The 21,345-nt window shown below is 41.8% G+C and carries 16 protein-coding genes and 1 pseudogene; 9 read left to right on the forward strand and 8 right to left on the reverse strand.

Going from position 1 to position 21,345, the window contains the following annotated elements; translation table 11 throughout:
- Positions 1-166 precede the first annotated feature (166 nt).
- The 3 genes from C427_RS02715 (at position 167) to treF (ending at position 4,109) form a co-directional block, all read left to right on the forward strand.
- Entirely contained in the window at positions 167-1,186 is a 1,020-nt protein-coding gene (locus C427_RS02715) for a LacI family DNA-binding transcriptional regulator (protein ID WP_007636228.1), read from the forward strand.
- 101 nt (positions 1,187-1,287) lie between these two features.
- Positions 1,288-2,538, forward strand: a complete 1,251-nt coding sequence (locus tag C427_RS02720; RefSeq protein ID WP_187292375.1) for an MFS transporter — start codon at positions 1,288-1,290, stop codon at positions 2,536-2,538.
- Positions 2,539-2,543: 5 nt separating this feature from the next.
- Positions 2,544-4,109 (forward strand): alpha,alpha-trehalase TreF, encoded by a 1,566-nt coding sequence (gene treF / locus C427_RS02725; protein WP_007636230.1) that lies wholly within the window; start codon positions 2,544-2,546, stop codon positions 4,107-4,109.
- A 210-nt stretch (positions 4,110-4,319) separates the two neighbouring features.
- On the opposite strand, the gene C427_RS02730 is transcribed toward treF, so the two are convergent.
- The gene (locus C427_RS02730) at positions 4,320-5,879 is read right to left on the reverse strand and encodes a long-chain-fatty-acid--CoA ligase (protein WP_007636232.1); all 1,560 of its coding nucleotides are present in this window, start codon (positions 5,877-5,879) and stop codon (positions 4,320-4,322) included.
- A gap of 283 nt (positions 5,880-6,162) precedes the next feature.
- Here C427_RS02730 and C427_RS02735 point away from each other — a divergent pair, with 283 nt between their 5' ends.
- From C427_RS02735 to C427_RS02745, 3 genes and pseudogenes are all read left to right on the forward strand, one after another.
- Positions 6,163-6,873 (forward strand): sensor histidine kinase, encoded by a 711-nt coding sequence (locus C427_RS02735; protein ID WP_007636236.1) that lies wholly within the window; start codon positions 6,163-6,165, stop codon positions 6,871-6,873.
- A 199-nt stretch (positions 6,874-7,072) separates the two neighbouring features.
- A pseudogene (locus C427_RS26930) lies at positions 7,073-7,325 on the forward strand (ATP-binding protein); the annotation flags it as partial.
- Complete coding sequence (locus C427_RS02745) at positions 7,320-7,817, forward strand: response regulator (protein ID WP_236613761.1); 498 nt, start codon at positions 7,320-7,322, stop codon at positions 7,815-7,817. The pseudogene C427_RS26930 and the gene C427_RS02745, both read left to right, overlap by 6 nt.
- A gap of 152 nt (positions 7,818-7,969) precedes the next feature.
- Here C427_RS02745 and C427_RS02750 read toward each other — a convergent pair whose 3' ends face one another.
- The 7 genes from C427_RS02750 to C427_RS02785 all read right to left on the reverse strand — a co-directional run bounded on the left by C427_RS02750 (position 7,970) and on the right by C427_RS02785 (position 19,544).
- Positions 7,970-9,976 (reverse strand): putative bifunctional diguanylate cyclase/phosphodiesterase, encoded by a 2,007-nt coding sequence (locus tag C427_RS02750; RefSeq protein ID WP_015430370.1) that lies wholly within the window; start codon positions 9,974-9,976, stop codon positions 7,970-7,972.
- Positions 9,977-9,978: 2 nt separating this feature from the next.
- The gene (locus tag C427_RS26935) at positions 9,979-10,242 is read right to left on the reverse strand and encodes a PAS domain-containing protein (protein ID WP_015430371.1); all 264 of its coding nucleotides are present in this window, start codon (positions 10,240-10,242) and stop codon (positions 9,979-9,981) included.
- Between the two features lie 799 nt (positions 10,243-11,041).
- Positions 11,042-12,076 (reverse strand): MBL fold metallo-hydrolase, encoded by a 1,035-nt coding sequence (locus C427_RS02765; protein ID WP_187292377.1) that lies wholly within the window; start codon positions 12,074-12,076, stop codon positions 11,042-11,044.
- A 367-nt stretch (positions 12,077-12,443) separates the two neighbouring features.
- On the reverse strand, positions 12,444-15,722 hold the full coding sequence (locus C427_RS02770) for a S41 family peptidase (RefSeq protein ID WP_007636247.1): 3,279 nt from the start codon (positions 15,720-15,722) through the stop codon (positions 12,444-12,446).
- 430 nt (positions 15,723-16,152) lie between these two features.
- A complete protein-coding gene (locus C427_RS02775) occupies positions 16,153-17,190 on the reverse strand; it encodes an iron-containing alcohol dehydrogenase (protein WP_007636248.1) in 1,038 nt (345 codons plus the stop codon).
- Between the two features lie 443 nt (positions 17,191-17,633).
- A complete protein-coding gene (locus tag C427_RS02780) occupies positions 17,634-18,791 on the reverse strand; it encodes an iron-containing alcohol dehydrogenase (protein WP_007636249.1) in 1,158 nt (385 codons plus the stop codon).
- A gap of 66 nt (positions 18,792-18,857) precedes the next feature.
- A complete protein-coding gene (locus C427_RS02785; protein ID WP_007636250.1) occupies positions 18,858-19,544 on the reverse strand; it encodes a type 1 glutamine amidotransferase domain-containing protein in 687 nt (228 codons plus the stop codon).
- Positions 19,545-19,685: 141 nt separating this feature from the next.
- Between C427_RS02785 and C427_RS02790 the strand changes: the two genes are divergently transcribed.
- The 3 genes from C427_RS02790 to C427_RS02795 all read left to right on the forward strand — a co-directional run bounded on the left by C427_RS02790 (position 19,686) and on the right by C427_RS02795 (position 21,211).
- Positions 19,686-20,597 (forward strand): LysR family transcriptional regulator, encoded by a 912-nt coding sequence (locus tag C427_RS02790; RefSeq protein WP_007636258.1) that lies wholly within the window; start codon positions 19,686-19,688, stop codon positions 20,595-20,597.
- A gap of 246 nt (positions 20,598-20,843) precedes the next feature.
- A complete protein-coding gene (locus C427_RS26940) occupies positions 20,844-20,933 on the forward strand; it encodes a VOC family protein (protein WP_148285879.1) in 90 nt (29 codons plus the stop codon).
- A 5-nt stretch (positions 20,934-20,938) separates the two neighbouring features.
- Positions 20,939-21,211 carry a VOC family protein gene (locus tag C427_RS02795; protein WP_007636260.1) on the forward strand — a complete coding sequence of 91 codons (273 nt, stop codon included), beginning with the start codon at positions 20,939-20,941 and terminating at the stop codon, positions 21,209-21,211.
- The last annotated feature ends 134 nt before the right edge of the window (positions 21,212-21,345 follow it).

The following is a 21,345-nucleotide window of genomic DNA, read 5'->3' on the forward strand; positions in this document are numbered from 1 at the left end:
GTGTTTGTGTTCGACTTGTAAACCATATGTAAAAATGCAATCGTTTGCAATTGTTTTGTGCAATCGATTGAAATTATTTTCAAATAATACAAATATGCTAGAATAAAATTGTGCTTGGGTATCAGCATAAATACTTTTTTACTTACTTGTAGAGTCTGAATACATCTTGAAAACAGATAAAAAATTAACCCTTGCTGGACTTGCCAAACTTGCTGGCGTCTCAACTTCCACCGCATCAAGAGCTTTAAACGATAATCCCGTTATTAAACAAGCCACCAGAGATAAAATAAAAGCCTTAGCAAGTAAGCATAATTTCAGTATTAATGCAGCTGCTAGCCGTTTGCGTACTCAAAAAACCAATGTGATTGCTGTGATCCTAAATCTGATTGACCATACTGAACAAAGCATCAGTGACCCTTTCTTACTTAAGGTGGTGGGTGAATTGAATCAGGCACTTAACCATAAAGGCTACGAATTGTTACTGTCTAATTCTTTTATGGCGTCTGACGATTGGGCAAACTATTTTCTATCCAGTAGCCGCGCAGATGGCATCATTGTGGTTGGACAAGGTAAAAGCGATGAAAAAATTGATGCTGTAGCAAGGACTGGACTGCCCATGGTTGTGTGGGGCGACCCCACATCAGACGTTGATTACACCGTTGTAGGGAGTGATAACAAGTTAGGTGGATATATTGCGACCCAACATTTAATCGACAGCGGCTGTAAAAACATTGCGTTTTTAGGTGATCCAGAGCATTTGGAATTGGCTGAACGTTATAAAGGATATCGTCAGGCTTTGTCTGAAGCAGGCGGTGTGCTTGAAGACAGGTTAACCTTATCTATTGATATTACTAGTACAGCAGCTTATGAAAAAATTAGCGAAACGATTTTACACCATGGTTTATTTTTTGATGGCATCGTCACATCAAGTGATATGGTGGCTCTAGGGGCGCTTAAGGCTTTAAAAGAGCGATACATTGGTATTCCTAGTGAGGTGGCTATCGTTGGATTTGATGATATTGCGATGGCAGAGCTGTTCCATCCTTCGCTTACCACTATCAGACAGAACGTTAAAAAAGCGGCAGAAGTGATGGTCAATCAGTTAGTTCTTCAGTTTGAAGGCAAACTAACACATTCTACTGTTATTGATATTGAGTTAATTCCGCGGAATTCTACTCGGCACTAAATAATAATGTGTATATAAACAAGCATTAAAATGCAAACGATTGCATAAATTTTGAGTTGCATATAGACTAACCTTATTATGTGCCTATGAGTAAAGTGTATATGTCTAGATTGCTTGTTATTGTTGCGATAGCCGCCTGTTATTTTATGTTCGCCATTATGTTGAACAGTGTCGGCACGGTTATCTTGCAATCCATAAACAGTTTTGGTGTCAGTAAACCAGATGCCAGTACTCTTGAAGGTTTTAAAGATTTATCCATAGCCTTTGTGTCTTTTTTTATTGCCTCATTTATTCCAAGAATGGGGTATAAAATCGCTTTGCTAATCGGCTTGTTATTGGCAGCAGGAGCCTGTTTACTGACCCCTGTTTTGGGAGACTTCATTGCGATAAAAGTGTTGTTTGCCTGTATTGGTATATCGTTTGCGCTGGTAAAAGTGTCGGTTTATTCCCTTGTTGGCCAGCTCACCCATGACACGCGCTCGCACTCATCACTGCTTAACACCATTGAAGGTATTTTTATGCTGGGGGTGTTATCTGGATATTGGATCTTCAGCGCTTACATTGATCCCGATGCGCCTACTTCACTCGAATGGCTTAACGTATACTATCCATTAGCAGCAGGGTTATTTATCACTGCTTGTATTGTTTTATTCTCACCGATCCAGAAAACCCCAGTTGTATCTCAGCCTAATGGCTTGACCCAAGAGTTTGTTGAAATGCTAAAGTTGGCTTATAAACCGCTGGTTTTAGTGTTTGTTTTATCGGTGTTTCTGTATGTGTTAATCGAACAAGGGATTGGCACTTGGTTACCTACTTTTAACAGTGAAGTATTACACCTACCTGTTGACGTGAGCGTACAAATCACCAGTATTTTTGCGGCTATGATTGCTATTGGTAGATTAATGGCTGGGCAGATATTGAAGTTTGTGAATTGGTATTTATTCCTGAACATATGTATCGCGATGATGGCGGTTTTGATGTTGTTGAGTTTGCCCTTAGCGGATGACATAGACGCAACTGCTGTTACCGGTATTTTTAATGCACCTATCGCCGCCTATCTTTTGCCGATTGCAGGTTTGATGATGGCCCCTATTTACCCGATTATTAATTCTGTGATGTTAAGTTCTTTAGAAAAAGCAAAACATGCACAAATGACTGGGCTAATTGTGGTGTTTTCTGCACTGGGTGGTACTACCGGCTCCATTATTACGGGTCTTGTGTTTGATACCTTTGGTGGAAAAAATGCCTTTTACTTATCACTACTTCCCATGGCGTTACTTGCGTTTACTTTGTTCTTCTTTCGTAAGTCGACCAATAAGCTGTCTTCTTCCACCATACAGAATGAGCAGTAGCCGTTATGTCAGATACTAATGAAGCAAAACAGTGTCTAGAGCAAAGCCTAGATTTTTTCAGCAGTGACTTATTTAACGATGTGCAGCTAGCTGGAATATTTGCCGATAGTAAAACATTCGCCGACGCTTATCCTAAATTCTCATGGTCTGAAATATTCGCTGATTATCAAAAAAATCAGACCTGCAAAGGGTTTGATCTTAGCGACTTTGTGCAGCAGCACTTTGTCATTCCTGAAACAATATTACTCAGCAACGATACCGATAAAGGCTCAGTGAAAAGTTATATTGAATCGTTGTGGCCAAAACTTGAAAGACAGCCAGATAAACTAGACTTATGCTCTTTGTTACCCCTTTCTCATCCTTATATTGTGCCGGGGGGCAGGTTTCGAGAAATCTATTACTGGGACAGTTATTTCACTGCTTTGGGGCTCAATGAGTCGGGTCGGCAAGATATCATTCGTTCAATGATTTTAAACTTTATTGATTTACAGGATACGTTAGGGTGTATTCCTAATGGTAATCGCAGCTATTACAATAGCCGTTCTCAGCCCCCTGTATTAGGATTGATGGTTGAAATGTATTTACAGAATATTGACACGCTTCAGACAAAGGTAAGAAGACAGTTTCTAGAACACTGTGTTCAAGGATTAGACAAAGAATACCAATTTTGGATGCATGACAAAGAGCAATTAGTGGGCACTACTAAGGCAATCAAACGTGTCGTAAAAATGCCAAACGGGGTGTGTTTAAATCGCTATTGGGATGATAGCGTTGAGCCTAGGCCTGAATCATATCGAGAAGATATCGAGGCGGCAGAAAATATTGCAGCAGCTAAAAGACCTGCTTTCTACCGCAATATCCGCGCAGCCTGCGAATCAGGTTGGGATTTTAGTTCAAGATGGTTAGCTAACCAAGATGATTTATCGACAATCCAAACCACGCATATTGTGCCTATCGATCTCAACTGTTTGTTGTATAAATTAGAGACCTTGCTAAGTCAATTTTATACTGAATTGCTTGAGAGTGAACTGAGTTCAAAATTTGCGGCTTACGCCCAAATTAGAAAGGATGCGATTAATCAATATTTATGGGATGAACAAGGTGGTTTTTATCATGATTTTGATTTTATACAAGGTCAAAAAACAACGATTCAATCACTCGCTGCTTGCTTACCTCTTTTTTGTCAGATTGCTTCACATCAACAAGCAGAGCACATTGCAGATAAACTCGAAAATTCGTTTTTAATGGAAGGTGGTCTAGTTACGACACTCAACGACACCGCGCAACAGTGGGATGCGCCAAATGGATGGGCGCCCTTGCAATATTTTGCGGTGGTTGGTTTAATGAATTATGGGTTTGCACCACTATCGGTAACTATTATGAATAGATGGATGACTACGGTGGAGCAACAATTTATTACTGATAACAACATGATGGAAAAATATAATGTTCAACATAGTCAACGTGTTGCACAAGGTGGGGAGTATGAAGTTCAGCATGGTTTTGGTTGGACCAACGGTGTCTCATTGGCATTCTACCAACTGCTAGATGCTGATACATATAGCAACTAAATTCACCTAACCCGTCGCGTAAATGAAGTCTACCCCTCAACCTAATCGAAAGCTGATGCGACGATTTAGATAGGTACAGTGATTGAATGTTCTCTTTTGACAAAAGATTCAGCGTCTTTCATTGCATGAGGTCCTAAAAAAATTCAGATGCAAAGAACTGCAGGCTAAGTGTTAACCCGCAGTTCTGATACCTCCCGGTAAGCTAAAGTATTAAGATATTTGGCGTTCTTGTCCTTCCCAGTAGGGTTTGCGTAACTCGGTCTTAAGCACTTTATTGGCACCAGACAATGGAAATGGCTCGGTTGTGAATTCAATGCTATGGGGGCATTTGTATCCGGCAATCAGCGTATGACAGTGTGATTGCAATGCTTGTGCGGTCACTTCGATACCAGGGTGTAAGATCACTAAAGCATGCACACTCTCACCCCATTGTTCGCTTGGAATACCAATTACGGCACTCGTGGCAACCGCTGGATGCTGGCCAATTGCATTTTCCACTTCAGCTGAATAGACGTTTTCGCCTCCGGAGACGATCATGTCTTTGACACGGTCCATTAGGAAGATAAAGCCGTCCTCATCCATATAACCTGCATCGCCTGTTAGTACCCAACCGTCGCGGATTGTCTCGGCGGTGACCTCAGGTTTGTTCCAATAGCCCAACATAGTGGTTGGCCCTTTAACGGTGATTTGTCCCACATCGCCGCGTGGTACCTCAAGCATGTTGGCATCGACTATTCGGACTTCGCAAACGCGTGTTGGACGTCCCGCTGAGCGCAATTTTCCGGCCTTTGGGCCTTCCAGCACGTGATATTCTTCCGACAGTACTGACGCTATAGGGCTTAACTCTGTTTGGCCAAAAGCCTGTATGAAAGAGGTATTGGGAAACTTCTTAAACGCATCCACCAGTACTGACTGGGTGATGGGCGAAGCACCGTAGGCAATCTGCCGCAAAGATGACACATCAGTCTGTGCCAGCTTGTCGCTTTGCATCACCATTTGTAGCATCACGGGTACCAGCAATACCTGGCTGGGTTTGTGTTTCTCGATGGCAGCCAGTGTGCCATCAGGTGTGAACATGGGTATCACCACATGGGTTCCCGCCATAAAAGTTACCGCACTAAACCAAATTAAATCAGCGATATGAAACATCGGCGCTGCGTGTAGATAAATAGTTTCTTCTTGCATGTTGAGTTCGTGAGCATTGGCAACACCACCCACATAGAAGTTGGTATGTGACAACATCACGCCTTTGGGAAAACCCGTTGTACCACCGGTATAAAAGATACCAGCTAGATCATCACCAGCTCTGCCCGCATCTGCAACGGGGGCATTGCATGCGACAATATCCTCGTAGTTTTGCATGCCATCAGGCGTTTCAGCATCGCCGCAATAGATTATGGTTTTAAGACCCTGAACCTGTGATTTAAGTTCTGCAGCGACGCCTTTAAATGCCTCATCCACAATAAGGATCTCAGCACCGGCATCATTCAACGCATAGGCACATTCAGCCGCCGCCCAGCGAATGTTCATCGGCATCATCGCTCCGCCACCCCAAACAGAAGCAAAGTAGTATTCAATAAATCGATCAGAGTTGAGTGACAATAGCGCTACTCGGTCTCCTAATTTCATGCCCAGTTTTTGCAAGCCTCCAGCCAGCCGTGCGACGCGATCTTGCATTTGGGTCCAGGTTTGCTGCCTGTCCTCATAGATGGTTGCAATCCCCTTGGGATTGATCTGTGCTGCGCGTCTGAGAATGGATGCGATTTGCATGGGTAATGACTCCTTGGCGTAGTTTTATATTTCTTTTAACGACATTAATACCTTTTCAGCCAATATGGTAGATACCCATTTAAAAAAATCAGTTTTAGATAAATTGTAGTTGTGCTGCATGTATCTTTGGAAGTAATTTATGAGATAAATCATAAGTTGGTCGAGACACTTATTAATCAAAGCGTGTTAGGATTTTTTAAATAACTGAATGATTAATCAGCTAAAGCTAACCGTCTTAACCGCTAGTAGTGGCTATAGACAGAAATTTAAGTAATGTCGTTTAATGTTCAATAATTCATCGAAAGTAGAGCAGCAACTGCGCACTACTGGGTTTAAAGTGATGCTAGGTTTTGCGTTTATTATTTCGGCGATTATTGTCATGACTGAGCTTAATAACCCTTTGATTGCCTGGGTGATAACCTTTACTTGGTTCATATTAGCTGCCATCGCTTTAATCAGGCCAAAGTATAATCATTGGTGTGCTAAAAGTTGGGTATTAATATCAGTGCCACTGGCACTTATATTAATACTCTCCAATGGTCTTATCCCAGCAACACTGATTTCGTTAGCTACTATTTTTCCCGTGATGTTAGTCAAACATTACTGGCGATTATTTGCTGTTATTATTTTCGCCAGCTCCACTGTGTTGGTTCCCTTTGCTGATTTACCCTATGAAAAAGCTATTTGGCTAAGATTAAGTATTTCAAACGCGATCGTTGCCATTATGGTGCTCGCACTGGTCAGTTTCTTAGAAAAAGCATTAGTAGCAAGTCTGGATAAGTCAGATGAGATGAAAAAAGCGTTGATGCGCGAGCGTGAGGCTAACCAAACCCAATCTAAGTTTTTAGCCACAATGTCCCATAAAATTCGTACGCCCATGAACGGTATTTTAGGTTTTTTGGATGTTACGTTGTCTACAGATTTGTTGGAGCAACAACGCTTACATCTTGAAAAAAATCAAATGTTCTGGCGATGTGTTGCACCGTATCCTTAATGATATTCTAGATTTTTCTAAACTGACTGCTGGCAAACTTATTATTGAAAATGTGCCAATTAGTGTTCACCAATTAATCGTTGATACTGCCGCCATATTACAATCAGAGGCACAACTAAAAAGTATTGATTTAACCTTTAGCGTTGATGATAACGTAAAAGCGAGCCTGATTGGCGACCCAACGCGTATCACCCAAGTTATGAATAACTTGGTTAACAATGCGATTAAGTTCACCGCTTTAGGTAAAGTGAATATTGGCGTAACCATAAGCAATCAAACAGATACTATTCAAACTGTTGAATTTTGTGTAAGTGATACCGGTATAGGTATTCCAAATGCTAATAAGGAGCGTGTTTTCAGCATTTACGCAAGCCGATGATTCCACCGCGCGGAAATTTGGTGGTACCGGTTTGGGTCTGAAAATTGCAAAAGATTTAGTTGAAAAAATGGGTGGTCAGATATGGGTAAATAATATTGATAAAGTTGGTAGTCAGTTCTTTTTCACGCTCAGCCCAAGAGTATCTGCAGAGCCCCCCATTAATAAAAAAGCATTTAAACAGGCGCGAACACAATTTGTTGGCAATGTTTTGGTAGCTGAGGATAATGACATTAACCAAGTGGTAGCCCAGCAAATTCTGCTTTCATATGGGCTACAAGTTGATCTCGTTGATGACGGACAGCAATGTATAGATGCACTTGAAAACGGACATTATGATCTGGTGTTTATGGACTTACACATGCCAAATGTTGATGGCTTTGAAGCCTGTTCAATAATAAGGCAAATAAATCCCAACATTCCAATTGTGGCTTTAACCGCTGCGGTATTAAAAGACGAGGTTCAAAAGGCATTGGATGCGGGTATGGGTTCACATCTGGCCAAACCAATCGTTCATGTTCAGCTAAAATATGTCCTAAATCGATATTTGGCTGAGAATAAGAATTAACAGAAACTACTTGTGTACTGAGGGCAACCTTGCAAGATTAAGATTAAGAGTAATTAGTTTGGTTGATGCGACTTTCAGCTAATGGTCAAATTAGATTGTGAGTTGATCAATTTAGACCCTTCGTTTGCAGTTGCCAGTTGTCCTATGAGTGTTTAAACTTTGTTTGGCCACGTCCGGTTGTCCTTAATAAGCTCCCATGCCGGCCAAGAATCATCAGCTTTCCAGTGAGATACCCATTGTGGAATATCGGCCCCAGGCATAGGTCGAGCAATTCCATAACCCTGCGCTAACTCACAACCTAATTGCAACAGTGCCAATCCATGATCAATCGTTTCTACACCCTCTGCTATCACGTCACGGCGGAAGGCTTTGGCCAGTCCTATTACGCCTTCAACTATTGCGCAATCGTCAGTATCTTCTAGCATGTCGCTCACAAAGCTCTGATCTATCTTAATCAATTGCGCTGGCAAGCGTCTTAAATGAGTGAGTGATGAATATCCCGTGCCGAAGTCATCTAAAGCAAAACGTACACCAAGCTTGTGGCATGCATTCATAGTGGCAGACACTTTACTGATGTCATGCAATGCACTGGTTTCTAATATTTCCAATTCTAAACAGTTTGGGTTTACTTCAGGATGGGCTGCCAACAATGCTGCTACGCGAATTGCGAAGTTACCTTGTTGTAACTGGTAACCGCTGATGTTGACACTGATAGGTAGATTGACTCCTATGCTTTGCCACTGACTTATTTGTGACAATGAACTGGATATGACCCATTCACCTAGCTCTAGGCTAATAGCTTGACCTTCAATGACGGGTAAAAACTCTAAAGGTGGCACTAAACCACGCTCCGGATGCTGCCAACGGATTAAGGCTTCTACGCCTATTACTGCACCAGTGCGCATATTCACCTTGGGTTGATAATACAGCACAAACTCACGGCTATACAGAGCTGAGCGAATATCACTTATACTTTCTAGTTGCATTTTGCTTGCATTAGCAAGTGCCGTATCAAATAGGCGATATCGGTTTTTACCTGTTTGCTTAGCACCATACATAGCTTGGTCGGCGTGACGTATGAGTTGGTCTGCGTCTGACCCGTCTTGTGGATAAAGTGTTACACCAATGCTAGCTGAAACCTGCATGACGTCGTTACCTATGGTAACAGGATCGGAGGCAGCCTGAAGTAGACGTTCTAATATAGGCGTAATTTCTTCAATGTTGTCTAAATCCACCATAACTGCGATAAATTCATCACCACCAATACGTGCTAACGTATCGCCTTCACGTAAGGCGGCTTTCATGCGTTGTGACACGGTAATGAGTAGTTCATCACCCACATTATGGCCATAGTTGTCATTGACCTCTTTAAAACCATCTAAGTCCATAAACGCCACCCCTAATGACTGTTCGCGACGCTGACACAGGGCTATCGCATGACTTAAACGATCAGCCAGTAAAACCCGGTTAGGCAGATCAGTCAATACGTCATAATGAGCTACGTGTTCCAATTGCTCTTGATATACCTTCATCGTTGTAATGTCAGTGCATAATGAAACATAGTGCTGCACTAAACCTGCCGCATTTTTTACGGCGCTGATAGTAAGCATTTCGGGATACACGTCACCATTTTTACGGCGGTTCCATACCTCGCCACTCCAATGGTCTTGTGATAGTAACGTAGTCCACATTTCGACATAAAATTCTGACGAATGACGCCCAGATTGAAGCATTCTTGGGTTTTCTCCCAGCACTTCCTCTGAGGTGTAACCAGTCATTTGGATGAAAGTATCGTTGACTTCAGTAATAGTAGCAGTGGCATCGGTTATCATGATGCCCTCATGGGCATGGCTAAACACACTAGCGGCACGTTTTAACTTTAGTAGCAGAAGTTCCTTCTCTTTGTTGGCAATGAGCAGTTCATCTGCCCGCTTATCTTTCTCTTTGTTTTGAAAGGCAAGTTCTTTGTTGGCAATGACTAGTTCATCAGCTCGCTTGCCTTTCTCTTTTTTTGCAATGGCTAATTCATCAGCTCGCTTGCCTTTCTCTTCTTTGGCAATGGCTAGTTCATCTGCCCGCTCATCTCTCTCTTTGTTTTGAAAGGCAAGTTCTTCTTTGGCAATCTCTAATTTATCTGCCCGTTTAGTGATGTCCTCCATGGTTAATAAAACAATTCTTTTTTACCTTCAGCTTGTTCTACCTGGCGTGCATTCAAGCGCATAATTCGCCGCCCGATATCGGCAAAATCGTGCTCAACCATATAGTCATCAAAACGGGTGTGCTGCAGTAATTCTCGTAGTTCGTGAATATCCCACTGCCTATTGCCTAGCTCAAAAATTTGTCGCCCGGCTGTGTTTTCAGGTTTGGCTTTAAAAAATGTATAAAATGAACGGTTTACTGTGACTACCCTTAAATTTTCATCCATTGTAATTAAGGGGTCCCGCAGTGTATTAATAATACTTTAGACGTGCTCCAACATCTCCTTTTGGGTTTTCGATTTTAACATTTACACACTCCTAATATTGCTTCACTGTGTGTTTGATCAATACTGACAGGGGCGTGCCAACCAGAGTAAGTGTCGATCTTTTCTGATTGGGGCTGAATACTAGGGCGGGGTGTTAATGCCGATATGATAGGCTGGAAATACTGTTTTGATGATAAGCAATAGCCATTTATTAATGGGTCATGGCTAAAGCAGATAAAAGCTAACCAACTTTGGGTCAAGCTCTTTAATCCTAAAGTAATTACTAATACGTCAATGATTTTGGCCGTGACAGCACAAGCATGTCTATTTTTTAGACTATTGCGAAACAAAAATTCATAAGCCAATAAGTTTTTGTTTAAAATACACTGCCGTGGAACATAAAAATTCAAAATGATATTCTCTTTGTGAATCGTAATAGTAGACCTAAACTAAATGTTCATATTAAAAATATTTTATCGCTACAGATTACTAATATGGACTTTACACTAAATAGTCATATGGTAAGTACGTAAAACTAGTGATTTTTACTGTCTGCATCTGAGTATTTGTGACATGTTTTATGGGTGTTTTAAGTAAACATAATGTCTAAAGATGATTTCAAATACGGAGAACGAATTGGCTTTTTATGTACTCATAAATTTGAATTGAAATGTAATAGGTGAATAAGTCGGGGGATGGTGTTGGTTTTTCTAATACAGTAGCCTAGCTTTATTCTTGCCAGGCTACTGATGGTAAACACTTATTTCAGAGTAAAAATAAACTGTCCTTTGGCATTGATCTCGCGACTAAACTCGCCCTCAAAATACAAATAATTGAGATGAGCAAACGCTTCTGCAATCGCAAAATTCATACTGTGAGAGTTCAGTTTACGCTTAAACAACACAGGTAAACATTGCTCTATGGTTTTGCCCTGCTCACAAAAAACTCTAAGGTTATCTAAGTGGGCATGGTGATGACCAATTAGATCATTAACGCGGGTATGTAATCCATGAAAAGGCTGTTTATGTGAAGGTAACACCAAGGTATCTTCTGGCAATTGAGTAAATTGTGGCAGAGTGTCTAAGTACATTTTCAGTGAATTAGCATCCGGCTCGGTACTGTATACACCAATATTTGGCGAAATACCGGGTAACACATGATCCCCAGAAATCAAGATGTTGCTGTCTTTGTTAAATAAGCAGACATGCTCTGGTGAATGACCACGGCCAATATACACCTGCCATTCATGTGCACCAATGCGTATATGCTCACCTGCTTGCAAACGATAGAATTGCAATGGAATAGGTCGAATAACTTGGCGTATCCCTTTGCTCTCTTTGCGATTTTTTTTGGCATTGTGAACATAGTCTTCAGACATACCACAGCGCACTAAATATTCATCATCTTGCCAATCAGATGCGCCGCAAGGGCCGGCGAATATTGCTCGAGCTGTGAAATATTCAGCCTGGCTCATATACATTGGAAGTCGAAATTTTTCTACCAAATAGCCTGCCATACCAATATGATCAGGATGCATATGGGTAACAATCACTTTAGTAATTGGCTTACCTAAGATGTCGAGTATCGTATCCCACAGCTCTTCTGTTTCGCGGGTGCCAATGCCGGTATCGATTAACGCAAAACCCTCTTGTCCATCTTGATTATCTTCCAGTAAATATAAGTTAATGTGGTCGAGATCAAAGGGCAATGGCATGCGCAACCAAAATATGCCGGGAGCCACTTTTTGCAGTGTGCCTGGCTCGGGTATTTCAGCATCTATAAACGTTATTTGCATGGTCTTTGCTCCGCCTGGATAAATGATATCGTTTGGTATCATGTATCCAACATGAATTTGGGTAAGTAACTATTAGACCCAATAATAGTAACAACTACCAAGCATCATTATGTATTGAGAAGTATCAGGGGTTTGAATTAGAGCTATTGGTAAACGTATTTTTTAGATCGGTTTGGTGTGAGATGTATTTTTTGTGGTTTAACCAAATAGTTAAACAGATGATTGAATAGTTACCTTGCTGTTTATCAAAACATGCATAGATACTAAGTCGTCGTCGGGGTCTAATTCATGTCTTGGATGCATTTAGTTAGTGACTAACCCATGTTGAGTTAGCCACTTAAAGAGAATGCGATTTTAATCGATGTCGCTAGTTTCCAAGCTTGGTTGGAAAGGCTGGAGCAGTATCGTGGCGCACTGGCTTAAACGTTTTAAGCTGCTCTAACACTTCACTAACAGCCTTTTGTAACTGTGCGTCTTCACCTTTATTCACTCGCGTAGGGTCAAGCTCGACATCGATATCCGGTGCTACGCCTTCATTCTCGACGCGCCATTCATGATCGGGTGTAAAGAAGCGAAAGTGTGGCACGGTTTGACCGCCACCATCTATAAGTGAGCGATTAGCGGAAATGCCAATTAATCCACCCCAAGTTGTTTTGCCAATTAGCTTGCCTAATCCCATACGTTTGAAACTGTAAGGTAGAAAGTCGCCACCTGAACCTGCATCTTGGTCAATTATCATCACTTTTGGACCATATATAGCTGCAGCTGGCGTACTTAATGTCATATCACCAGAACGGTATTTCCAGCCCGCTAAATACTCGCGACTTAGCACATCGGTAATATAATTGGCTGCTTGGCCCCCTCCATTGCGACGTTCATCGATAATCATCGCTCGTTTATCAATTTGCGCGAAGAACATCCGGTTAAAATAGGTAAAGCCGCCAGAAGCGGTATTAGGCAAATATACATAACCTATTTTACCATCACTTAACTCATCTACTTTTTTGCGATTGGATTCAATCCAGTCCCAGTTTCGCAGTGTGCTTTCGTTGGCAATGGGTTCGACTACCACTTCTTTAGCGTTTTTGTTCGAGCCGTCTTTACTAACTGTTAGGCTGATTTGTTTGCCCACGGTATTCACAAAAAATTGATGGAAGTTGTCACCTTTACGTAGTGTTACACCATTGACTGCAATAATCCGGTCGCCTTGTTGTATACCTACTCCAGGAGCCCCCAGAGGTGCTGTAATAAAAGGATTCCACGACCCGCCAGTGTATATCTTATCTACTACGTACTGGCCTTTTTTGAGGCGAATATCCGCCCCCAGCAACCCTACTTGAATCGGTGTTTCTGTATGTACATCACCACCATAAATACGATTGTGTCCCACCTCCATTTCGGCAATCATTTGTACCATTAGCCAGTTTAAGTCTTCGCGGCTACCCACATGACTTAGCAGTGGTAGGTATTGTTGGTAAATAGCGGTCCAGTCGAGGCCATGAATATTCGGATCGTAAAAATAATCACGCTCATTGCGCCAAGCTTCAGCAAAAATTTGTGCCCATTCCTGTTTAGGGTCAATCAGTGCTTTGACATCATTAGTATTCAAATCTTCGGGTTCAAACTTTTTGGCCACTTCACTGACTTTAAATGTGTTTTTGGCAAAACCCAGCAGTGCTTGTTTACCGTCTGCTGACAAACTGAAACTTTCAACAGTGTTAAGTACTGTTTCAACTTTTTTATCTTCAGCATTAAATCTTAATAAGTCTGCCGTATCTAACGCACGTCCATTGGGTTCAATGCTGGCACCAGCCTGAGTATTTTCTAGAAAATATAAATGCCCGTCATCAGCGACAGCTAAATCAGAATAAAAGCGTTTCGGTACCGGTAGCGCGACAATACGTTGAGCAATGCCTTTAGCATCAATTTTGACTATTGGTGCGGGTTCAGCAGATTTTGTGTCATCTTTTTTGTCAGTTTTGTTTGCCGCCAGTTTTTCTGGTGATTCGTCGCCACTTTTAGGTAACAGTGGTGATTTGCCATCGGCTTGAAGTACTACAGCATACAAACCAAATCTTTGCGGGCGTTCCTGAGTAGACAAATCTAGCCCAAAGCTACTGGGCCCTGCGTTAGTAGATGAAGCAAAGTATAAATATTTTCCATCGCGACTAAAGGCAGGCCAGTCGTTATGGCTAAGACCATCAGTCAGGCGCAGCGTTTTTTTACTGGAAAATTGGTAAACATAAAGATCCCATAAGTAGTTATTGCCACTTTTAGTGTAGGCCAGCCAGTCGCCGTCGAAGGACAATGCGCTATTGAAACCTAGCATGTTTTGCTGTTGATCAATTTTCTGGCGCTTTGAAGAGTCTAAGTTAATGACCCACATAACTAAATTTGAATCTGAATACACAATGTTTTTAGCGTCTGCAGTCCAATGAAGTAGGGTAAAATCTGCGGGGTAGTCACCAAACGAAAAAGTATTTAGCTGTTTACCTGATTGTTCTGCTAACAGCAGTTTTTGGGTGCCACCATGATCAGAAATATAAGCAATTTGATCACCTTTGGGTGACCATAATGCATCGCGTTCGCTGACGCCCGAAGTACCCGTAATATTACGAGTACTGCCGTCTTTTACCGGTACAGTAAAGACTTCACCGCGGCCACTGATTAATACACGTTTGCCGGTGCTGGATAATTGGCTACTAGTGATTGCCTGCATGGCATCTTTGAACTGAGGTCGTATTTGTGGCAAATCTGGTTTGATATCTATGCTGAGTTTTTGCGTTTTAGCTTGTTGGGTATCAAGCACAAACAAAGCACTACCTTGGGCATAAATAATATCTGTTGCATAGGCATCAGCGCTGGCGATATCCCAATCTTTGAACTGGGTAACTTGGTTAATGTTGCCGTTAGCATAACGATATAGGTTTTTAGTTTTGTCGCGGTCAGACAAAAAGTACAAGTCATCGCCAATCCACATAGGATTAGTGTCAGAAGCATTTTCATGGGGAACTTCGATGTAACTGTTTTTAGCTAGGTCCATGATCCAGATGGGTGGGGTGCTGCCACCACGATGATTGCGCCAGCCACTGGCGCCAATATGCGCAGTGCGATAGGGGCGGTAGGCAAGCAATTTCCCATTGTCATTAAATTCTCCTTCGAAGGCTAAGGCTTGCATCACTTTTTCAGGAAAACCAGCATCAGTATTTACTTGGTACAAATGTCCTGAGCGGCCACTTGCCATTTCTCGCGGTGACATGAACATTACAGATTTACCTTGCGGGTCCCAGCCAACTACCCTATCGCTGCTTGGGTGCCACGTCAGGCGACGTGGTTGACCGCCATTGGAATCAATCAAATACACATCGTCGTTACCGTCATAACCTGCAGTAAAGGCAATGGTTTTGCCATCTGGGGAAAAATGAGGAGCTTGTTCAATTGCGGGGTGTGAGGTGAGGCGTTGAGGGTTTTTTCCTTGACGATCGGCAACATAGATGTCACCGGCATACACAAATGCAATCTGAGTTTTGCTGATGGCCGGTTGTTGCAGCATTAGGGTCTCGGCTTGTGCACCGATAGGTAATGTGAGTAAAGCTAAATATAAAGCTTTACATGGAGTTAGCCAGCTTAAAAGTTGTTTATGCATTAATCTTATCTATTCTCGATATAGGAGTGTTTAAACAATAAACCACATCCCTGATCGACGCAACAGGCTCTGATTTTGTTGAATTTATAGTTAGCCTGATTAACAAGATAAGGTGGCGAGAAATGAGTTCCGACTATAGAAGTCTTTAGGTATTAGTAAGAATGCACAAGTGTTTAAACTGCTCTCAATACTAACCTCAACACCTGCGTTGACTCGCAATCAGAAATCTTATGTTAGTGCTCATATAGGCGCTAGTTTAAGCAGCCGAAAAACATAAATAAATCCAATTTTATCTAAATTAGCGAGGGTATCTAAATAAAGTATGAGTCGTTGATGCCAGTTATTATCTGTATATTATACTTCTAATCGCCCCACATTTTCTTATGTGAAAATTGAATGTCCGTTTTAGGGACGATAAAATTCTAGCTGTTTACGACACTAGCATCAGGCTAATTAAGCCTTCGCAAGTGGCCTTGTGCATGTACCGCGGTACCGCATAAGTAAAGCGTGCTTCTTTTAGGGCGGCACTGGCGATTTGCGAAATATCCTTTTGCTGTAAAGCAGCCAGTTTATCTGGAATATCAAACTTTTGCTGCATTTCCCTAATGTGATGAATGAAAGCGTCTGCTAGCTGTTCATTATTGCCGTCAGCTGAGCCGATGTTACAAGCCTTAGCTAAATCAGCCAGTCGATTCGCACATTTAGATTTCGAATAATCCAGTACATACGGCATAACTATCGCGTTAGCTAGGCCATGTGGCGTGTGATAAAGCGCGCCAAAATTGTGTGCAATAGAGTGCACGTAGCCGACCCCTGCTTGTGTGAATGCCATGCCTGCGAGATTAGATGCTTTTGCCATCGCCTGCCTAGCCGCTATATTGCTGCCATTGGTTACCGCTGTTGCTAAGTTTGCCATGATAAGTTGGGTGGCTTCAATCGCTTGCATATCGGTGCGTTTTAGGGCATTACGAGATATGTACGCTTCTACAGCGTGGGTTAATGCATCCATTCCGGTCGCTGCCGTAATATGAGCAGGCAAGCCAGCCATTAGCTCCCCATCTAATGCTGCGGCGATAGACATCAGTTTTAAGTCCATTAAGGGTAATTTACGTTGTTGTTCTGGGTCTGAAACTACGGCAGCAATAGTTACCTCAGAGCCAGTACCCGCCGCAGTTGGAACGGCATAAAGGGGCAAAGTACCACTGAAATAAATTTTGAAAAGCCCCGCCATTTTAGCAATAGACTTATCACTTTTACCTCGAGCTGCAATGACCTTCGCCGCGTCAATAGATGAACCCCCGCCCACCGCCAGTATTGCTTCGCAGTGATTGTCCTTAAGTACGCTAATACCAGCTTCAATTTGTTGGATAGTTGGGTCTGGTTTTACACCGTCGTATATTACAACTGTCACGCCTAACTTTTCCAACTCCGCCTGCATAGCATCTAACAATCCCAGTTTGACCAACATGGATCGGTGACTAGTAATACTTTTTTGTGACCCACTGCGGCAATATATCGGCACAGTTCCAGAGAAGAACCTGGGCCATCAAAAATCTTTGGCTATTTAAACGGTAAAATTACAGTAATGCCTTTGAAAATAATCATATAAATTCGTAGACATATAACTTTCAGGGCAAACATGCTCGTTCCTAGATGAAATATTAAGCAGCAGCGCTGCGTGCAAAGATAATAAATGATGTTTTGAATGTATTAAATGTATTGTGGTTGAAGTTACGATCGGTCATGTCAAAAGAGGTCAAAATAATCTACTAAAATTTAAATTTAAATTTGATATTGAATATCTGAAATTTATTGATCTGAATTTAATAATATCAAGTTTTTACGAAGAAAGAAGGGCTAATCAAAAATATAGAATAGTGGCGTGTTAAGATTTTAACACGCCAGAAGTGCTTATACTGCTTGGGTTAATATCTCGCGACTTATATCTATTGTGATATCGCCATGCTCGCCAAGCTCTGTCATGCCGTGCTGTTTTAATCTATCAATCAGTAAATCAATGTCATCACCGCCAAGGTCCACATCAGATAAACGTATGGGGACTTGCATCTGTTTGAAAAAGTCTTCAGTTAGACGGATTGCTTGGTCAATGCGGGCGTTGTCATCACCTTCGTTTATGTGCCAAACACGGGTTGCATATTGCAGTAATTTTTCACGCTTTTGCTCACGGCGCACTTTCATTACCGCAGGTAATACGATGGATAAAGTACGCGCATGGTCGATGCCAAAAGCGCCAGTTAATTCATGGCCTATCATATGTGTTGACCAGTCTTGTGGCACACCTGCGCCAATAAGGCCATTCAATGCCATAGTCGCCGACCACATGATATTAGCTCTAACTTCTAAGTCGTCTTTGGTGTCAGGCGCTAATGCCTTCGGCCCTTCTTCGATCAAGGTTTGCAATAACCCCTCACTAAAGCGGTCTTGCACTTTGCCATTAACGTTATACGTTAGATACTGTTCAATGGTGTGAACAAACGCATCAACCACACCATTTCCAATTTGACGATCCGATAATGACAACGTCACACTGGGGTCTAACACAGCAAATAATGGGCGGACTAGAGGACTAGAAAAAGGTAGTTTATTACCCTCTCTGGTTACCACTGAGTTGCCGTTGCTTTCAGAGCCTGTAGCAGGCAAGGTTAATACCGCGCCAATAGGTAATGCTTTTGTGATCGGATGATTTTTAGCGAGAATATCCCAAGGATCGTCGCCCTCAAACAATGCAGCAGCGGCAATAAATTTGGCGCCATCAACGACTGAGCCACCACCGACTGCAAGTATATAATCAATCTTTTGTGTTTTTATAATTTCTTGCGCTTTCATCAACGTGTTATAGGTTGGATTTGGCTCTATGCCTGAAAATTCAAACCAAGTATGTTCACCAAGGGCATCAATCACTTGTTGATAGACGCCATTGCCTTTAATTGAGCCACCACCGTAAACTAGTAATACTCTAGCGTTTAATGGGATCCCTTTTGAAAGCGCTTTAATTTGTGCTTCGCCAAAATGAATACGGGTTGGGTTTTGAAAATCAAAATTTAACATGTTTAATCCTGTAGTTATCTAAAACAGATTAGTTAAGCCGGTTTACTTGTAGCTCAACTACAGCCATTAAGCTGAAAGGTGAGTCAGTAATTTTTCAGCTACTAATGCTGAACTTGCTGGGTTTTGACCGGTGATGATAAGGCCGTCTTGTACTACAAATGCATGCCAGTCTTGTGCTTTCTGGTATTCGCCGCCGCGTTTAATCAATTCGTCTTCAAGTAAAAAAGGTACAACATTTGTTAATTGCACTGCTTCCTCTTCACCGTTAGTAAAGCCGGATACTGCTTTTCCTTTAATCGCAAACTCACCAGAGGCTTGTTTTACATTGAGTAAGGCAGCACTGGCATGACAAACCGTAGCAACGGCCTTGCCTGCTCTTAGAAAGTTTTCAATTAGGGTGATTGAGTCTTGGTTGTCAGTAAGATCCCATAATGGACCATGCCCGCCTGGATAAAACACCGCGTCAAATTCACTCTCGTTAAGCGAAGACAATTTTACTGTTGTAGCAATTTTAGCTTGTGATTCAGCATCGGCATAATAACGTTCTGTGGCCGATGTTTGGAAGTCTTCAAGTGTGCTAGTTGGATCAATAGGTGCTTGCCCACCTTTTGGAGTCGCCAGTGTTACTGCAACACCCGCATCGATAAATGCGTAATAAGGGGCAGCAAATTCTTCAATCCAAAAGCCTGTTTTTTTACCGGTGTCGCCCAACTCATCGTGTGAAGTCAGTACCATTAATATATGTTTAGTCATAAGTGCTCCGTATTTGTTATCGACTGTTTAATTTTCTGTGTCCCACTATATGCTCATGAATCAATCTGAACAATGCAGATAAAATTGACATCATTGTATTAATAATTGATACAATTGGTTTTTTAATTTTTGGTGGTGTGTATGGATGTCTCATTTGAACAGCTAAAAAGCATGGTTGTATTTGCTCAAGTGATTGAACAAGGTAGCTTAAGTGCAGCTGCTAAACATGTTGGACTATCTAGAGCGGTGGTCAGTTATCATTTGAAAAAGCTGGAAGCCCAACTTGAAGTTAAGCTTCTGAATCGTTCTACCCGCTCGATTAACCTTACTGAAGCTGGTCAAGCTTATTATGAACGCTGTCGCGTTATTGCTGAACAAGCGAGTGCAGCTAATCAGCAAATTGAAAACTTTAAAAACGAAGCGATTGGATTACTTAAAATCACCTGCCCAGTCAATATTGGCTTGCAGACTGTTGTACCAGCCCTTAATGCATTCAAGAAAATTTATCCTAAAATAGAGCTTGATGTCATGCTTACTGATGAAGTGGTTAATATTATGAAAGAGGGTATCGATTTAGCTATTCGTGGGGCACCTTTGCCTGACTCAGGTTTGCAAGCAACTAAACTTGCCACCCTACAAACGTGTCTTTGTGCTGCACCGGAGTACTTTCTTAAATATGGACGTCCAAAAAGCCCTGCTGATTTAAGTCATCATCAATGGGTGATTTATAAATTAACCCCGGTTGTCGTCACTCTAACCAAGGGCAATCGTTCGTTTAGTGTGACTACGAAAGGCGGCATTAGCACCAATAATGCGGCTGCACGTACCGCGTTTGTTGAAGCGGGGCATGGCTTGGGACGTATTCCTACTTACGACGCTTGGCCAAAAGTGAAAGCAGGCACCTTAGAGACCGTGCTTGATGATTATTCACTTAGCGACATCAATGTTTACGGGGTTTTTCCTCCTGGGACAGCCAACGCTAAAAAACTTAGGTTATTACTTAATTTTTTAAAAGAGTTTTTCAGTAGTCAAATTCACCTAAAAACAACTTAGAAAAATTTAGGCTCGCTTCACAATCAGACAATGAGTGTATGCCTTACATTTAGTGTACTTTTTTGGTAAAGATGTATAAAAATTCAGACCTACTTTGTATCTAAATCAGTTATTAAGTTAATGAGGGGCAAAGTCAGTTAATTGCTCATTACCGACATATGCAGACGCTTATTGACCTGCTTAAACTAACCTGATGTAGTCAAATAAATACCTAATATAAACCATTTTAATTATAATAAAGAAGGCATGAATATGCTCATTTATGTCACCATCAGTGTCACAGATTTAGATAAATCAGAAGCCTTTTATAACGAACTATTAGCGCGAAAACGCTGATAAAAATGGATCGTATTATTTTTATGGGTAAAAGTATGGCTGAACCATTGCTAGCCACTTGTACTCCCTACAATGAGGAACCACAAAACTGCGGTAACGGCAATATACTAGCCATCGCTCCGGGTTCAAAAGAAAAATGTGATGAAATGTATCATCGCTCAATAGGCTTGGGCGCAACCTGCGATGGCGAACCTGGACAACGTATTCCTGATGTTTTTTATGGTGCGTACTTTCGTGATCTTGACGGTAATAAAATAGTCTTTAATCACTTCGGTTAACTTCTCACAGGCAACTTCTTAATGGAGCATAATGAGGGTCGACTGGGCTCTCAAAGTGGGCTTTAATTTTTGTGGTTTCCTTATGGAAGGTCATCCCCCATCCCAAGTAAACGATAAGTGGCGTCGACATGTGA

This window comes from Paraglaciecola psychrophila 170, assembly GCF_000347635.1.
In the GTDB taxonomy this organism is placed as follows: Bacteria; Pseudomonadota; Gammaproteobacteria; order Enterobacterales; family Alteromonadaceae; genus Paraglaciecola; species Paraglaciecola psychrophila.

Coding starts and splice junctions, on each gene's coding strand:
- C427_RS02775 (WP_007636248.1), bottom strand. CDS start 17,190: ATGTTGGTCAAACTGGGATTGTTAGATGCTATGCAGGCGGAGTTGGAA.
- C427_RS02720 (WP_187292375.1), top strand. CDS start 1,288: ATGTCTAGATTGCTTGTTATTGTTGCGATAGCCGCCTGTTATTTTATG.
- C427_RS02745 (WP_236613761.1), top strand. CDS start 7,320: ATGGGTGGTCAGATATGGGTAAATAATATTGATAAAGTTGGTAGTCAG.
- C427_RS02795 (WP_007636260.1), top strand. CDS start 20,939: ATGGATCGTATTATTTTTATGGGTAAAAGTATGGCTGAACCATTGCTA.
- C427_RS02780 (WP_007636249.1), bottom strand. CDS start 18,791: ATGTTAAATTTTGATTTTCAAAACCCAACCCGTATTCATTTTGGCGAA.
- C427_RS02730 (WP_007636232.1), bottom strand. CDS start 5,879: ATGCAAATCGCATCCATTCTCAGACGCGCAGCACAGATCAATCCCAAG.
- C427_RS26940 (WP_148285879.1), top strand. CDS start 20,844: ATGAATATGCTCATTTATGTCACCATCAGTGTCACAGATTTAGATAAA.
- treF (WP_007636230.1), top strand. CDS start 2,544: ATGTCAGATACTAATGAAGCAAAACAGTGTCTAGAGCAAAGCCTAGAT.
- C427_RS02735 (WP_007636236.1), top strand. CDS start 6,163: ATGTTCAATAATTCATCGAAAGTAGAGCAGCAACTGCGCACTACTGGG.
- C427_RS26935 (WP_015430371.1), bottom strand. CDS start 10,242: ATGGATGAAAATTTAAGGGTAGTCACAGTAAACCGTTCATTTTATACA.
- C427_RS02765 (WP_187292377.1), bottom strand. CDS start 12,076: ATGCAAATAACGTTTATAGATGCTGAAATACCCGAGCCAGGCACACTG.
- C427_RS02790 (WP_007636258.1), top strand. CDS start 19,686: ATGGATGTCTCATTTGAACAGCTAAAAAGCATGGTTGTATTTGCTCAA.
- C427_RS02750 (WP_015430370.1), bottom strand. CDS start 9,976: ATGGAGGACATCACTAAACGGGCAGATAAATTAGAGATTGCCAAAGAA.
- C427_RS02770 (WP_007636247.1), bottom strand. CDS start 15,722: ATGCATAAACAACTTTTAAGCTGGCTAACTCCATGTAAAGCTTTATAT.
- C427_RS02785 (WP_007636250.1), bottom strand. CDS start 19,544: ATGACTAAACATATATTAATGGTACTGACTTCACACGATGAGTTGGGC.